The sequence below is a fragment of the Pseudoalteromonas rubra genome, from assembly GCF_004212645.1.
GTDB lineage: Bacteria > Pseudomonadota > Gammaproteobacteria > Enterobacterales > Alteromonadaceae > Pseudoalteromonas > Pseudoalteromonas rubra_G.
The window spans coordinates 1-15,833 of record NZ_PPUZ01000031.1 but is presented as its reverse complement, the minus strand read 5'-3'; the positions used below and the strand labels follow the sequence as shown (position 1 = coordinate 15,833).

The following is a 15,833-nucleotide window of genomic DNA, read 5'->3' as shown; positions in this document are numbered from 1 at the left end:
GCGCAGGTAAAGCCTGCACAGCGTGTTTTACGCTTGTTTCATGGCAGACCAGTTTACGCCTGAATCAGCTTTTACTCAACCATTCCTTGGCACTTTTGAAGCACTCAAAGTTCTCAGCATGAATACCAAAACGTTGCACCTTTTGAAGAAACAAGTCATGCATAAACCCTTCAATGCCCACGACCCGAGCAATCTTCATGTTTTTAACATGGTGAGCCACTTTAGGCATGATATTAACCACGTCAATTGCTGCAAACCTGTGTTCCAGCTCAGACACATCTACCAGTAACTTACTACTTTGGTGTTTGCTGGCATAGTTGTTAGCCGCCTTATAGGCATTAACAACATCATCCACTCCTGCTTTGCCTCTGAGGGTCATCATGATCAGGGTGGTGGTTTCATCATAAGTGATACTGGTTGAAAGCGTTGACATTTCAGCCTCTGACTATTGCTTTAATTAACGTGAAGCGCATTTACAAGGTAGCAGGGGATTCTAGTTAATTAAGAATTGATGTCAACAAACCAACCATAAAAAACCAGATAAAATAAAAAAACCAACCCATAAGGATTGGTTTTTGTTGCTGCAGAATAAACTCGTTATTTCGAGAAATGAAATTAACCTGTATTTCTTATCCCAGCTGCAATCCCCATCATGGTGATCATCAGTGCACTGTCGAGTTCATGGTTGGCTTTCTCTCGGGTCCGTTTAAGCAACTCTACTTGCAGTACATTCAGTGGATCGGTGTAAGGATTGCGCAGCTCGATTGATTCGCGGATCCAAGGCTGTGCAGACAGCAAAGATCCCTTTGGCGCGTATTTTTTGATAAGCCGGGTCGCCTCTTTCAATTCGCTGCGCAGTGACTCTCCCAGTGGCTGTAACTCAGCAGGTACAAGACGCGCATCGTAGTATTCACTCAGCCATAAATCGGTTTTACAAAACACCATTTCCAGCATTTCCAGGCGAGTTCTGAAAAACGGCCACTGCTCACTCATTTCGCCCAGTAGTCCCTCACCATAGGCCTTCACAACACTCTGAATGCCGGCCAGCGCGCCCAGCCATGCCGGCAACATCAAGCGGTTCTGACTCCAGGCAAAGATCCAGGGGATAGCCCTGAGGCTCTCAATTCCGCCCTGCGGCTTACGCTTAGCCGGGCGAGACCCCAAAGGAAGCTTTGCCAGTTCAATTTCCGGTGTTGCAGCCCTAAAATAGGACACAAAATCGGCATTGCCGCGAACAAAATCCCGGTACTGTTTACACGAGTGCTCACTCAACAGTGCCATGGCTGCACGCCAGTCCGCTTTAGGTTGCGGAGGCGGATAAAGGTTATTCTCGATAATCGCACTGGCGTATAGTGACAGGCTTTGGATAGCGACCGGTGTCAGGCCAAATTTAAAGCGGATCATCTCGCCTTGCTCTGTGACCCTTAAACCATGGCTCAAAGAGCCTGGAGGCTGAGAACGCAGCGCCTGCGCCGCTGGTGCCCCACCCCGTCCAATGGTGCCACCACGGCCATGAAACAAATGCATCTCAACCTGATACTTATCCCCTACTTCAATGAGTTGCTCCATGGCAAGGTACTGTGCCCAGCCCGCAGCCATCATGCCAGCGTCTTTGGCAGAATCCGAATAGCCAATCATGACATACTGCTGCTGGCCTACATGACCTTTATACCAACTGGAGTCGAATAGCTGCTGCATAACCTGCTGCGCGTGATTGAGGTCGTCCAGGGTTTCAAAGAGCGGTGCTACAGGTAGCTTGAACGGGCAGCCACTTTCTTGTAACAACAGCTCTACCGCCAGCACGTCTGACGCTTCTCTGGCCATTGAGATAATATAGATCCCAAGCGCAGCCCGGTCCTGCGCGGCAATAACAGAAAACGTATCCAGCACCTCCTGCACTTCCTCGCTGGGTTGCCAGTGTTTGGGCAACAAGGGACGCCGTGACGAAAGCTCAGAGAGTAAAAATGCCTGTTTATCCTGCTCAGACCATTGGGCATAATCTCCCAGCCCCAGGTATCGGGTCACTTCAGACAGTACATCGCTGTGGCGCCCTGAATCCTGACGAATATCCAGTTTACACAACTGTACCCCAAAGCATCTGAGCCTGTGCATCACGTCCAGCAACATACCATTGGCGACCACTTCCATGCCACATTCTGTGAGTGAAGAATAGCACACACTTAATGGCGTCATCAGTTGTGCAGTTGAGCGGATCTTATCCTGGTAGGAACTGGGCCGGGACTTTATTTTATGCTCTAAAAACAAGATTGTTTCATTGATATCAGCTTTAAGCTGCTTAAGGAGTGCGCGATAAGGTTCAGGGTGATCCCCGGTCAGCGCTTTGAGCGCCTCATTCGCGGGGGCCATCGACAACTCGGAGCTTAGCACATCTAAATCACGATAGTACAAGTCCAGTGCCATCCAGCGACCATGATCTAACACGCTCTGGGTCACCTCAGCAGTCACATTGGGATTACCGTCCCTATCTCCCCCCATCCAGGAAGCCAGACTCACAGGAGCATAGTCCTCAGGGAGCGTGATACCAAGCTGCCCTTGCGCAAGCTGTGTAAGTGTTCGGGTAAATTTAGGCACCGCATCCCACAGACTGTTTTCAATGACCGCAAACCCCCACTTCGCTTCTTCCAGTGGCGTTGGTCGCTTATTTCTGATTTCATTGGTGTGCCATGCCTGACAGATCAACTGCTCAATTCGCGCGATGACCTCATTGCGACACAGGCCATTATCCTGACATGCCCCAAGCTCAGATAAACAATCGCTCAGCTCCACATGCTTGCTGATCAGCGTACGGCGAGTGACTTCGGTAGGATGCGCGGTGAGTACTAACTCAATAGACAGGTTTTCGATAACCTGTGAGACCTTGTGCTGATCTGTGCTGCCCTGATTCACTTTATTGGTGATCTCAGACAGAGTGGTTTGCAGGGTATCGAACGGGCCTTGCGGACAGCCTGCATCGGAAATTGTATGTTGCTGCTCGGCGACGTTGGCAAGGTTAAGGAAATGGCTGAATGCACGACAGACTGGCAGCAGCTCTTCATCAGGTAAAGATTGCAGTGTTTCAATTAACGTCTCTCTGGCCTGCGTGTCGCCACCGCGAGATGATTTAGCCAAATGGCGGATCAACTCCACTTTTTCGAGTACTTCTGACCCCTGAGAGTGGGCAATGGTGGTGCCCAGCAACTCACCCAGCAGACTCACATTTCGTTTCAATTCTGTATATTGCTGTTGCATAACATGCTCCCTGAACAATTTTCACTCATTCCAATATACTGACTCTACAGTAAAAAAGAAAAGATACTTTGATGACAAGCAGAAGCGAAAAGTTATAAAAACCCACAAACGCAATTAATTATCATTTACTATTGACATTGCACGACATGTTAGTGATAATCATTCTCAATGAAGACCAGAACACCTCGTTGCTCAATTCTCCGTTTCCGGCTTCATTAACGTTGATCTGCCAAGGACTTTTCACAGGGGAAATTGGCTCACGTACTCATTTACTTGCTACATTGCTCATATCAGTGACGGTTGATATGTAACAGAAAAGCCCGAAAGGGCTTTTTTTATTTCTCTTCAATCGCTTATACTACTCATTTGGCAAAGTTACAAACCAGAATAGCGTCACAGTGCTATACTCAGCACTTGGATCTGGTGATACACAACTTCGGTTTTGAAGGAGAACGCACATGTGGCAAAAACTTACTTACGCACTGGCCTTTGCGGGTCTGCTTGTCAACACACCCGTTGCGCAAGCCGGGCTTGAAGAAGGTATTGCAGCAGCAAATGCCGGACAGTTTGATATCGCCCTGAAAGAATTCAAATATCTGGCTGATATGGGGTATGCACCGGGCATCTACGAGCTGGCCAAAATGTATGAGGGTGGATATGGCGTACCCAGAAACCCATATAAAGCGGCTGAGCTGATGCAGCAGGCTGTCAAGCTGGGCAGTGCCGACGCGATGTTTTCACTGGCCGTTATGTACGATCAAGGCCAGGGCGTAAAAATCGATAAACAGAAAGCAGTTGACCTATTTATGTCGGCAGCGAAAAAGAACTTACCTGCCGCACAGTTTAACCTGGGCGTGATGTATGCCAATGGCGATGGTGTGACCCAAGATTACAGCGGGGCCAGATTCTGGTACGAGCGCGCCGCCGCCAACAACTATACACTGGCTATGTTTAACCTTGCGCTACTTTATTATCAGGGCCTCGGTGGAGAGAAAAACATCCAGCGCTCATACATCTGGAATACGCTCGCCGAGTATAACGGTTATCGCCCGGCATCCACCAGCCGCAGGTTAGATGAACAGAGCATGTCACGCTCTGAGCGTGAGGATGCTCAGGAAATTGCCGATACCATCTATCATAAGATTCAGGCTGGTACCTATATCGCCGGTTCCCAGATCACCGAAGACTAGCAGAAAGAACAAGCAATCCGCATGAGTGCAGAGCCAATTCTGCGGATTGCCAATACACCAACGCTTAAACCTTCCCCCCGAGTTTACACTTGGACGCCGCAGTTAGTACCATACAGGAGCGCCTCTGAGCCGCATACCATGTACAGAACAAGAGAATGAACAAAAACATAAAAATGTACCTGGATATTTAATTTAAAGATAACCAGCTGTAACAAAATAATAATTTTGTCATTTAATGTTACCGCAAGAAGATTTCTACCCTCTAATATGATTTAATCCGCGCCAACCCGAGATCGGGACAATTTAGTAATTAATAAAAGTAAAAAAAGGACATATGGATGTTTAAATATTCGAAAGTCGCTCTTGGTATTGCCACGTGTTTTGCATTAACAGGCTGTCTGGAAGTTGAAGATAATGATGACAGTAAAAAGCTGGCAGAGCAGGTCGAACAACAAAACTCTATCATTCAGGAACAACTTGATCTCGCAAAGCAGCAGCACGAAATCACTCAGGCGCCAATCACTCTAACAGGTAAAGTCGTCAGTGTGTCAGAAGGCGCTTCAGCCAGCGATGCAACCATTAGCGTTTTAGTTGACGGGCAATGGCGAGAGTCGGGCAGCGTCGATGAGCAGGGACAATTTTCTGTAGCCAAACTGCCAGCCGGACATGAAGTGCTAGTCAAGGTAGCCAGTGCGAGCGATGCGTTTGTAACACGTTACTTTGCTGTTTCTACCCCCTATTCTACCATCACGCGTGAAGAGTCTTTTGACTTACTTGACCTTGAAGTTTCAGCTGGTTACACCAAAGAATTTACTGTTCAGGAATCTGGCACAGGTGAAGGCCTTAAGGCACTTTCAATCTGGGCAGCAGACATAGTGGCTGACGATACTATGGTAGGCAACCGTCGCCCGCGTGATGCGTATCTGGAACAAATGACTAAAGAATATAGTCAAAAAGCGGTATTCAATGAAGAGAAAAGCGTATACCAAATCACTTTGGCAAAAGACTTGCCATCTGCGCTACTTTACCAGGCAGACATTAACGCAGATAAAATCGCGGATTACCGTCCAGAGTTTGCACCTTTCAACTTTGACGCTGAGACAATGACCCTGGTTTCAGCAGACAACGTCACTGACACTGACAATTTCTACTTAGAGCCAGTCAAGCAACAAGCCTATAAGCTGGCGCTAACGGTTCTAAATAGTGACGGCAATGTGATTGAAGTCGACCGTATTGTTGCACAAGGCAACGATATGGGGGCAAAATTCGCCACACTGAACGCAGAAACAATGCAGTACGAATTAGATGCAAAGTACTTTGGCCAATTAACATTGCAGATCCCAAGCTTTATTAAAGGGGATGTTGTATTCAATGGCTCAACTGTGAATATTCAAAGTTATGACGAGCAAAATGGATCATACGGCGTAGAGATCAATGGTAATTACAACAGAGTTGACCTGGTAGACAACACACTCAACCTGGTTGTTAAAGTAACTGATAACCTGGTTGAAGAAACATCGGTGTCTGTATTGAATACCAAAGGCATGCGTACAGCGGAAGATCATGCAGCCATTTACTTCAACGTGCCTGTCGCTGTTGAAGCCGATTCTATTGAAGTACAAAAGAACCAGGATGTCACAATCAGCAGTGAAGATGGCCTGACCACTGTTGTTGCTCAGCCAGTAACGGTTGCTGTAAGTACATCAACGGACTTAAATAACACACGCTTGAAAATTTCACCGGACGCCCCTCTTGAGGTCGGTAGGTCATACTCGATAAAACTAAACAAAGTACAAAACCTGGCATCAGGTGAGACAGAAAGCATTGGTTACAGCACAGGTTATACCTTTGTTCAGACAGACAGTGACTTCAGTCTTGACTCAATTGTCGCTGACAACGATAACTTCAGGAAAAACGGCAAGCTCATTCTGACTAAGAATTCAGCGGGTCAGAGCAGCAGCGATACGCAAAGCTATAACCCTACCTATTTATTTATGCCGATTAACTTTGCGAACGTAGAGCACTTTAGCATTCAGTATACTGGATATACAGAAAATGGTGAGCAGTATGACCTTAACAGAGATGTCACCGTCGTCGAAGACGGCCGGATAAACACTTGGAACACAGATGTCGCACGCGTACACCAGCTCGCAAACAACGAGCAAATTGTATATCCTCACAATTATACGGAGCTGAACCCGGGTACAACGCTGACAAACGGCAACTATTTACGTGTACGGACTGATGTTTATTACCTAGGTGACAACACGTCAACTTCCACAAACGACATAACGTTTGCCTATAAGCTGCAGCTTAAGGGTGATAAGACGATTAAAACTGGCACTTTGACCTTACCTATTCAGTAAGGACGAGTCTAAGTCACCTTACAATCAAGGTGTTATAATCGCCATAAACAGAACAAGCCGCAAATGCGGCTTGTTTTTTTATCAACTTAAAACCAACTAACCAACCTAATACCCAAACAGCTTGCTGCCCACCAGCATAGTCAATATTGTGATGACCGCAATCGCAAATAGGTTCATGACAAACCCTGCCTTGATCATATCGCGGATTTTTATCTCACCAGAACCAAATACAATTGCATTGGGCGGTGTCGCGACCGGCATCATAAAGGCACAGCTTGCCGCCATTGCAGCTGGTATGACCCAGATAAGTGGCGTACCGGCAATTTGTTCAGCAACCGGGCCAAGCAAAGGTAAAAACCCCGCAGCCGTCGCCGTATTACTAGTCAGCTCAGTTAAAAAAGTGATAAGTGCCGCAACTGCCAACACACCCAATACCAAAGGTATTGCACTGGCACCGGCCAGCATGTTGGCAATGTACTCGGCCAGACCAGAACCTTTGATTTGTGATGCGAGTGTTAGTCCACCACCAAACAGTAATAAGATCCCCCAGGGTACCTGCTGCGCCGCCTGCCAATCCATTAATCGCGTATCACTCCCCCGCTTTGCCGGGAGCACAAATAATAGTAACGCAGCGGCCATGGCAATCCCGGTATCTGTGATATCTAAACCCGTCCAACTGGCAAGATATGGGCGGCTGATCCAACTTACGGCAGCAAAAACAAACACCAGCAGAACATTTTTTTCGGCCAGGCTCATACGGCCAAGCTCACTTAGTTGCTTGTTAAAAATCTGGGTCAGGTTGGTATCACTGGTGGTTGTTTGTACTTTAAACGCAAAGCGTGTCAGCCACATCCAGCACAGTAAGATCATGCCAAATGTGAAAGGGACCGCCATCACCATCCACTGTGCAAAGCCAATTTTAATCTGATAATTTTCCCACAGGTAAGCAACCATCAGCGCGTTCGGCGCTGTACCTATTATAGTTCCAACGCCACCAAGGCTCGCGCTGTAGGCTATCGCCAGCAGCAGAGCAATACCATAATTATTATCCTGAGACTGATTATCTTTGAGTACATGGATCACCGACAGGGCAATCGGCAGCATCATTAATGTCGTTGCAGTGTTATTGATCCACATAGATAAAAACCCGCTGACCAGCATCATTGCCAGAATTTGGGTTCTGGGGTTATTACCGCTGCGTAACATAGTATGCAAAGCGATACGCTTGTGTAGCTGCCACCTTTCCATGGCGATGGAGATCAAAAAGCCGCCCAGGAACAAAAAGATCAGCGGGTGCGCATACAAACTTGACGCGGATTTAATGTCATTGATCCCGGACAGAGGGACCACCAGCAGAGGAACCAAAGAAGTAGCAGGTATGGGCACGACTTCGCTCACCCACCAAATTCCTAACCACAAGGCAAGGCCAGCTGTGCGCCAGGCTTCTGTACTCATCCCCTCGGGCGCGGCTGTTACACAGGTTAGCAACATAAAAGCAGGACCGAGCAGCAAACACAATCTGTCGGTCCAGAGTTTTGATTTCTTCAAATTATCCATTACTTATTTTTTTACCTGGATTTAACACTCGCTGGGTATTATGCCAGTAAAATAAGTACAGAGTATGGAAAATCTTTCTACTGTGCCGTTATTGACAACGTCATACCACTGGCACTTTGATAGCCTTTGATGCCTATATACCAGTTGCCCGCATTTGGCGTACTAAAGGTACAGGTTTCTGAGTTACCACTTTTATAGGGGCGGCAATCAAAACTGTTATCTCCCACCTCAGCGCCGTGTTTTACATAAAGGTCACCATCCCCTACGCCACCTGACAAAGTGACAGTTAACGACTGGTAATTACCTTCCAGCTGTTGCGAAAAATTAATCCAGCCCCCTTGTGCCACAGATAGGTCAGATTCGCTACGATTAATTGGCGTTGGCGTTGTTCCACCCTGCTGATACTCGCCCACAAGGGTAACATTCTGAATCTCGTTCCAGGCTTCAACCATGACATAGTAAGTGCCCTCGTTAACCGTATTAATGGTACAGGTTTCAGCACTACTGGAGTTTGTACTCTTGCAGTCATAGGTTTGCAGTGTTGGTTTCGACCCATATCTGACATACAGATCGGCATCCCCTGAGCCGCCTGATGTTGTGAATACCAAATTGTTACTTCCGCCAGGTACTTCGAGAGAAAAGTCATGTTGCGATTTGGCGACGCCACTGATCCCCGTTCTTGGCACACCATTTTGCAGCTTACCCGGATCCGGCGGTGGCAGATCTCCCGCATTTTTGCCCATCTCAGCCAAATAGGCGACCGCTAGTTTGGCAAACTTACTGGCATGTGTGGCATCAAAAGACGTATCGTTGCTGGTATGTATCTTGCGGTTTATCTCAGACATGCGAGATTCAAATGGCATAGACGCCGCAAACCCTTGCTGATACCAGGAAGCATGATCCGAACAGCCATAGCCACATTGATCATAGCCGTAACTTAAATTAGGTAAGTAAGCATCAAGGAGCTGCGACAAGAATTGATTCTGACCACTGTTGGTGTAGTCAGTCATCATAGTGATGTCCTGAGTGCTTCCGTTATTGCCCGTCATATCAAACTGCACCATACCCACTACATTTTTCCCCTGAGACTTATAGGCCTGGGCAATGGCTTTAGACCCTCTGAGCCCCACTTCTTCTGCCGCAAAGCCCATGATCTGAATGGTCCGCTGTGGCTTGTAATCCGCTGCGACTAAGGCCTTTAGTGCCTCGGTCAGCACGGCAATACCTGACGCATTATCGTCCGCGCCCGGCGCTCTGCCAGCACTTGGGCTCGACTGATTGATGGAGTCCAGGTGCCCACCAATGACTACGATTTCATCGGCATTTTCGGCGCCATTAATGGTCACAACAACCGAAGATTGAGACCAGCTGTGGGTGTAATAATCAACGCTTATGTCACTGCGGGACTGTGCGATGCTCTGCCAGTTTTGTTTGATCCATTGAGCCGCGTCGACACCACTTTGCTGGGTATAGTAGCGATTATGAAATGCAGTCAGGTTAGCTACTGTGCTATCCAGGCTGGTTGTACTGATTTCGTTGATCATGGCATTGGCCATAGCCGGGTTGTCTATGGTGTAGGCTTGTTGTGGCTGGTTGTTTATTGCCTGATTTAGCTGGGACAGATAGAGCTCAGCCTCACTTTTAGATGCATGCGCAACAAATCCACCGCAGCGGTGATACTGCTCATGCATAAAGTGGCTTAACTCGCCATGCTCTGATTCACCTATCTGCGCTATGCTGACACCGGGTATGGTGCTCACCTGAGCATTAATATGCTTACCTGTTAATAAATTCTGTAACTGATAATGTTGCCCTGCCATCGTCTCTATCGTGATCCAGGGTTTATCTGATTGCACTGAAGCATTAGCAAATGCCACACCATGAGATAAAAAGAGTAAATTCGCGGCCACCAATAAGCCTGGCACACGCGTGGGTCTTTGAGCTGTCATCGCAACACCCCTCTATAAAAAGTGAATGAGAAAGAAAAAAGGGAGCCGTTCGCTCCCTTGTTTAACCGTTAATTGGCCTTAATATTTACTGTGACATCACTTGCAGCTGAATAGCCTCGTAAATCGATGTGCCAGGTGCCAGCTTGTGGATTATCGAAAGTACAACTCTCCGTATTGCCATTGCGATATGGGCGGCAGTCATATGTTGAGAGCGTCGATTCGCTGCCGTATCTCACGTATAAATCAGCATCACCACTGCCACCATTGATGGTAACGGTCAGGTTGGAGTAGCCAGCGGTCAGATCCTGGGTGAAGCGCGTCCATTGTCCGGAGCCAATTGAGACATTACTCTCCGTGCGGTCAATTGGGGGCGTATCCGTACCACCTGAGCTGTAAGAGCCAGTTAATGACACACCAGAAATCGCATTCCATGCTTCAACCATGACGTAATACGTACCCGCCTGAACATTCGCTATGTTACAGGTTTCATTGCTGCTCGAAGACGTACTCTTACAATCAAAAGTTTGCAAAGACGGACGGCTACCGAATTTCACATACAGATCTGCATCGCCACTGCCACCAGTTGTCACAAATGACAAGTTAGACGCATCAGCCGGCACTTCCAGTCGGAAGAAACTTTGCGCTTTTGACGCGCCACTGATCCCGGTGCGCGCAACACCATTAGTCAGCAATTCATCCACTGGAGGCTCCGTTGTCCCACAGGTGCTGCCAGGACTCAACTGAGAGTTCACCCCGACGACGGCCAATGCAGCCTGCACATCTTCATGGTTGTAGCCCAGATCGCACGCAGCATCCATCACGCCATTACCTGCCGCATCCCAGTCAGTATTTGCCGTCCAGTACAGCTGGTTTGCTTTCGCCATGACGATAAACGCTTTTTTGGTATCCCAGCCGGTTTTATTTGCCAGGGTATAAAAGGCTTTATTGAATACCCCCGAGCTATGATGCACATCCATGCTGGAAGTGTAATCTGACTGATGGCCAATTGACTTTCCATCTTTGGTTGGGTCGTCCATATAGCGCAGCGCGCCTGTCGCTTTGAAGATCTCCTCGCCCACCATCCAGTCGTTACTGCCTTTCATGTAGAACTCTGCCGCTTCACCAGCCATATCAGAAAATGCTTCATTCAGACCACCAGATTTATAGCGATATACCAGTCCGGAGTTTTGTTCGGTGAAACCATGGCTGACTTCGTGTGCCGACACATCCAGGCTAACCAGAGGATAGAAACGCGTTCCTCCATCACCAAATGTCATTGCACTGCCATCCCAAAACGCATTTTCATAGCTATTACCATAGTGAACGCGCATTTTCAGCTGAAAGCTCAATGGCGCAGTGCCAAGCCAGTCGTTGTACATATTAAACACCACATTACCAAAGTAATGTGCGTCGTTGAGCGGCGAAAAGGCGCCATTGATTTCCTTGTAGGTGTTTTCCGGGCAAGTGAAGCTGTACGCAGCTGTACCGCTGCTACCATGATTCAGGTTGATAGTTCTGACATTGGCATTGTTCATGGTGCAGGTATTGCCGGACTGAGCAACATCAAGATAACCATAGTCAGTGCCATATTCATAACGCCCTGTTTTTTGGTTGCCGCCGGGACCGGTCGCATTCGCATGCTGGATATTATCGAACTCCAGCAACAGTTCACCGCTGTTCGCGTCAATAATTTTGTATGGGCGTGCTGGCGATTTACCATAGGTGACATAAGTCACCTCATAGACCAACCTAGCCGTAGACTGCTCGTCAAGCCAAACTCCTAGTCGGCTGGTTTCGTTATGCCTGGCCAGTGCGACTTCTTCATCACCTTGTTGCGCCGCAAATTGCGCTTCCAGTTTGCGCTGCATTGCCTGCATGGACAGTTTTGGGGTGACTGACCCCAGATCAGCCGCAATTTCATACACAGCGGCACCATGTGCTCGCTTCAGCGCACCGGCGTCATCATATGTCAGGCTGACGGTGTCACCAATCACAGGCAGACCTTTGTACATTTGCTGATAGCGCTTAGTCACGGCACCACTGGCATGTGGATAGGATTTTATCTCGACCAGTGCGTTGTCTGTCCCCAGGCCGATTAATTGTTCCGGCTGTGCAGACAACACAGCTGGTGCGCCAGATTCAAGCATTGATGAAAGGGTATTGTGGGTATTTAAGAAGCGCTTTTGAGCGGCATTCGCGGTGCCTGACGCCAGTACCAATCCGGCAACAGTTGCCAAAGCTATTTTTGATAGTTTCACTTGATTTGCTCCATGATTACTTGTTGTTTTAGGTGCGAGTGAGAGATTGCCCCCCCACCCACAATGCGCTCAATTCATGAACACGCAACATAGAGACTAGTGATAATGTTAAAAAAATAAACTTTCGTTAACTTTTTATTGTTTTTGATTTCACATACAAGCCGAATTTAAAATTAGCTTTATTTACATTTAGTTGAGTATTAGCTCAGGACGATCAGGCGTGGTTCCCACGCCCCTAATGTAAGGATTTTGTTACACCTAGAGTATTCTTTACGTTTTATGATTACTCTTATGAGTTGTCAAACCAACATTGATATACTATAACAAAACATCACCTAAAGGTTATTCACAACGTCAGCTTTCTCTGCCAATTACACCTGTCACACAAATATTAGATGTAAGTATCGCTTGCAGTTATTGTGTGCAAAAATCGCGTGCAATAATGGCTTTAGTGATCAATTGCCAACCGAGCGATGTTTCCTTCAGTTCAGACAAATCGCCAGGTTCAGTTTTGAAGCATAATGACTTTTCTTCTCCGGTTGACTCAAGATGCAGTTCAACCGTTGCAAAGGCCAGATCATCATCACCGCGTAATGCCTTAAAAGCCAGCTTTTGTATGGCTACGGTATCCACATCGGGATATTGCTGAGCGATCGCATTGGCCATTGCCCTTACGCCTTGCTCTTTTGACTTGCCCATTGCCATGCCAATGTCTTTACCGATCCCCTCATCAATAGCAAACCCGACCGCAATACCGACAGGGCCCATCGCCCCCACCAGCATGGGACCTGCGGCACTTCCCCTCCCTTCATAGGTCACCTTTGGCAAAACCTGATTTACAGCAGGGGTAAGAGATACAGATGAACAGCCGCTCAGCGCAGTCAATAAGATTGCATAGATAAGTTTTTTCATTTCAAATAGTAAGGATAAAATACTTTAGGTACGGCATATTATAAGAGGGTTGAGCAACACAGCATAGTCACACTTGATCTGTTTCAATAAACGAGTCAGAAACAGCCGTTTCTCTGTGACTCATAGCTCAGGACGGTTAAAGCGACGTATTGCTTTTATTGGCCTGCAAAAAGGGAGTTTACGGCAACACTTTTCCCGACAACAAGCACACGAACAAGCCTCAAGCAAACAAGACAAACGCCCACGCTCGATTAAAATGACTGAGAATACTGTAACAACAGTTGCTGACCTTGCTGTGGCACGCGACCATCATATACTCTGGGATCAAAGGCATTAGTTTGCTTATCAAACAGATTTTGAGCCTTTAATCTCAGCTGTTTGTTTGGTGCAAGATGCCAGGTGAGCGTGCCTCCGATCAGCCAGTGCGGTGCTTGTTCATAATGGCGAAAGTCAGGGTCATCAGGGATCAGTGTGGGGAACACTTTGACCTGGGCACGCCATACACCATTGAGGCCCACCTGCCAGTGGCCAAACTGGTGATTCAGCTGCCATGAGCCAAAGCGTTTATAGCTGGCGCTGAATGGGTCATCAAAATGCTGAGTGTAGTTAAACTTAAACCAGGTCGCGTCGCTTAGCTCAAAGGACGCACTGACTTCAAGCCCCTGCATGGTCGTTGCATAAACATTGTTAAAGGTAAAGCGACTTTGCGCCATATCGACCGGCTCAAGCGTAATGAAATCATCAAGCTGGTTTTCAAACAACACCAGGTCAAGCTGCCAGCGGGTGTAGGCCATGTTCCAGACCAGCTCGGTGGTTTTAATATTCTCGGATTTGAGCTGTGGATTCCCCTGGGTGATGTCATCATTCGAGTTGAGCTCATTGCTGACCGGAATACGAAAAGACTCGCCATACTGCAGCTTAAATGCATGATGTGGGTCAAACTGATAGATGGTGGCTATCCGGGGCGATAACTTGCTGTCTATATCAATAAATTCATCAAAACGTAGCCCGGTAAAAACCGTCAATTTTTCGTTCAGCGTGTATTTTAGCTGCACATATGTCGCATAGGAGTCAAAGTCTTGTTTCAGGCTATCGAACGCCGCGAATTCATCCAGGCCCCTAATGTCGCCAAGATAATACTGATCTTGCAAAATAATCTCCCCGCTGACAGGGTCAAAGTGTGAGGTATAAGTTCCAGCTTTCGATTGCTCTTCCTGCGAGTACTCGACACCCCAATGCAAGGTCAGATCTGCCTTATGTTGATAAGCCAGATCCCAGTTGAGGGTTAGATCTTCTGAGCGCCACTTTGGCCCATTAAAAAAGTCGTTCTGTAGTCCCAGCTCCTCAGCGGTGGCTATTAACCCGGCACTGTCAATCTCATGGCGAATAAAGCTCAGCGTTAAATAGCTATCCAGTTTTTCTGATAAGTTTGTCTGATGATTGAATGTTGCCCCGATATTGCGACTGGTATGAAAGTTGTCCTCGCTGTAGCTGGATAAGTTCATAAACTCATCCAATGTAGTTCGAGTCAGGTGAACCGAGCCACTGAACTCACCCCAGCGGCCTCCCAACTCCACAAACAGGCTCGACTGAGGATCGCGAGAGCGCTGCTGTTCAGTGTAGGTCTCCCCAGCCGTTTTGTAGCCACTGATATTGGCGTGAAAAGTGCGCTCTGCGTCTGGGCTATAACTATAGTTGAGGGATGCCTGTCGGCTCTGATGCAAGCCAATTCCAACTTGTACCTGGCGTGCAGACTGGCGCGTGACAATATTCATGACGCCAAGAAAAGCATTACTGCCATACAAGGCAGAGCCCGGGCCGCGAATAAATTCGACTTTTTCAACCACATCAACCGGAATAAAAGGCGCATATACCGATGCCTTACCGAATGACGCATCGTTCAGCCTTTGCCCGTTTAGCATCACCAGAATGTTACCATTATCCAGATAGACCCCACGAGCATGCTCTTTGGGTACACTGCCTACCCAGTCTCCCCGGGTTGACTGAAAACCAGGCACAAAGTTCATCAATTCGTAAACATTGCGAATGCCTAGCAAAGTGATCTGCTGTTGGGAAAACGATGTCACACTGGACGGGACCGACTGGGCCGTCTCTGAGGTTTTACTGGCAAGCTCTACCGTTACATCCATCAACTCTTCAAACGTCAGTTCGAACAGCGCTTCCTGATGGGCACACAGTGGCAGGCTGAGCAAAGTGATGCTCAAAGGTAGCAGGCTTTTCATCATATTCTTTCGCTCAACGACGCAACGACAGCTAAACACTTATACCAATTTCACTTAATACTTGTTCAATTTGAAGTAGCAAATATGGCGCTAACGGCGTTAAAAATTT

General features: G+C 47.6%; 9 protein-coding genes. 2 read left to right on the top strand and 7 right to left on the bottom strand.

Translation table 11 applies throughout. The features are described 5' to 3' along the window. Window positions 1–64 precede the first annotated feature (64 nt). Both C3B51_RS10890 and ppc read right to left on the bottom strand, forming a co-directional pair. The gene (locus tag C3B51_RS10890; RefSeq protein WP_046003436.1) at window positions 65–433 is read right to left on the bottom strand and encodes a hypothetical protein; all 369 of its coding nucleotides are present in this window, start codon (window positions 431–433) and stop codon (window positions 65–67) included. Window positions 434–615: 182 nt separating this feature from the next. Next, a complete protein-coding gene (ppc, locus tag C3B51_RS10885) occupies window positions 616–3,249 on the bottom strand; it encodes a phosphoenolpyruvate carboxylase (RefSeq protein WP_130245059.1) in 2,634 nt (877 codons plus the stop codon). Between the two features lie 458 nt (window positions 3,250–3,707). Between ppc and C3B51_RS10880 the strand changes: the two genes are divergently transcribed. Both C3B51_RS10880 and C3B51_RS10875 read left to right on the top strand, forming a co-directional pair. Further along, window positions 3,708–4,439, top strand: a complete 732-nt coding sequence (locus tag C3B51_RS10880) for a tetratricopeptide repeat protein (protein WP_125718290.1) — start codon at window positions 3,708–3,710, stop codon at window positions 4,437–4,439. A gap of 338 nt (window positions 4,440–4,777) precedes the next feature. Then, window positions 4,778–6,805 carry a hypothetical protein gene (locus C3B51_RS10875; RefSeq protein ID WP_130245058.1) on the top strand — a complete coding sequence of 676 codons (2,028 nt, stop codon included), beginning with the start codon at window positions 4,778–4,780 and terminating at the stop codon, window positions 6,803–6,805. 105 nt (window positions 6,806–6,910) lie between these two features. Here C3B51_RS10875 and C3B51_RS10870 read toward each other — a convergent pair whose 3' ends face one another. From C3B51_RS10870 to C3B51_RS10850, 5 genes are all read right to left on the bottom strand, one after another. Further along, window positions 6,911–8,362 carry an SLC13 family permease gene (locus C3B51_RS10870; RefSeq protein ID WP_130245057.1) on the bottom strand — a complete coding sequence of 484 codons (1,452 nt, stop codon included), beginning with the start codon at window positions 8,360–8,362 and terminating at the stop codon, window positions 6,911–6,913. A 77-nt stretch (window positions 8,363–8,439) separates the two neighbouring features. Further along, window positions 8,440–10,311: a M28 family metallopeptidase gene (locus C3B51_RS10865; protein ID WP_125718297.1), complete on the bottom strand. Its 1,872-nt coding sequence runs from the start codon at window positions 10,309–10,311 to the stop codon at window positions 8,440–8,442. A 68-nt stretch (window positions 10,312–10,379) separates the two neighbouring features. Continuing rightward, the gene (locus C3B51_RS10860) at window positions 10,380–12,569 is read right to left on the bottom strand and encodes a M4 family metallopeptidase (protein ID WP_130245056.1); all 2,190 of its coding nucleotides are present in this window, start codon (window positions 12,567–12,569) and stop codon (window positions 10,380–10,382) included. A 414-nt stretch (window positions 12,570–12,983) separates the two neighbouring features. Continuing rightward, complete coding sequence (locus tag C3B51_RS10855) at window positions 12,984–13,481, bottom strand: hypothetical protein (protein WP_130245055.1); 498 nt, start codon at window positions 13,479–13,481, stop codon at window positions 12,984–12,986. 251 nt (window positions 13,482–13,732) lie between these two features. Continuing rightward, window positions 13,733–15,727 (bottom strand): TonB-dependent receptor plug domain-containing protein, encoded by a 1,995-nt coding sequence (locus C3B51_RS10850; RefSeq protein WP_130245054.1) that lies wholly within the window; start codon window positions 15,725–15,727, stop codon window positions 13,733–13,735. Window positions 15,728–15,833: the final 106 nt, after the last annotated feature.

Excerpts from the sequence above, each read along its gene's own strand:
- C3B51_RS10880 (WP_125718290.1), top strand. The coding sequence starts at position 3,708 with ATGTGGCAAAAACTTACTTACGCACTGGCCTTTGCGGGTCTGCTTGTC.
- C3B51_RS10875 (WP_130245058.1), top strand. The coding sequence starts at position 4,778 with ATGTTTAAATATTCGAAAGTCGCTCTTGGTATTGCCACGTGTTTTGCA.
- C3B51_RS10850 (WP_130245054.1), bottom strand. The coding sequence starts at position 15,727 with ATGATGAAAAGCCTGCTACCTTTGAGCATCACTTTGCTCAGCCTGCCA.
- C3B51_RS10870 (WP_130245057.1), bottom strand. The coding sequence starts at position 8,362 with ATGGATAATTTGAAGAAATCAAAACTCTGGACCGACAGATTGTGTTTG.
- C3B51_RS10855 (WP_130245055.1), bottom strand. The coding sequence starts at position 13,481 with ATGAAAAAACTTATCTATGCAATCTTATTGACTGCGCTGAGCGGCTGT.
- C3B51_RS10890 (WP_046003436.1), bottom strand. The coding sequence starts at position 433 with ATGTCAACGCTTTCAACCAGTATCACTTATGATGAAACCACCACCCTG.
- ppc (WP_130245059.1), bottom strand. The coding sequence starts at position 3,249 with ATGCAACAGCAATATACAGAATTGAAACGAAATGTGAGTCTGCTGGGT.
- C3B51_RS10865 (WP_125718297.1), bottom strand. The coding sequence starts at position 10,311 with ATGACAGCTCAAAGACCCACGCGTGTGCCAGGCTTATTGGTGGCCGCG.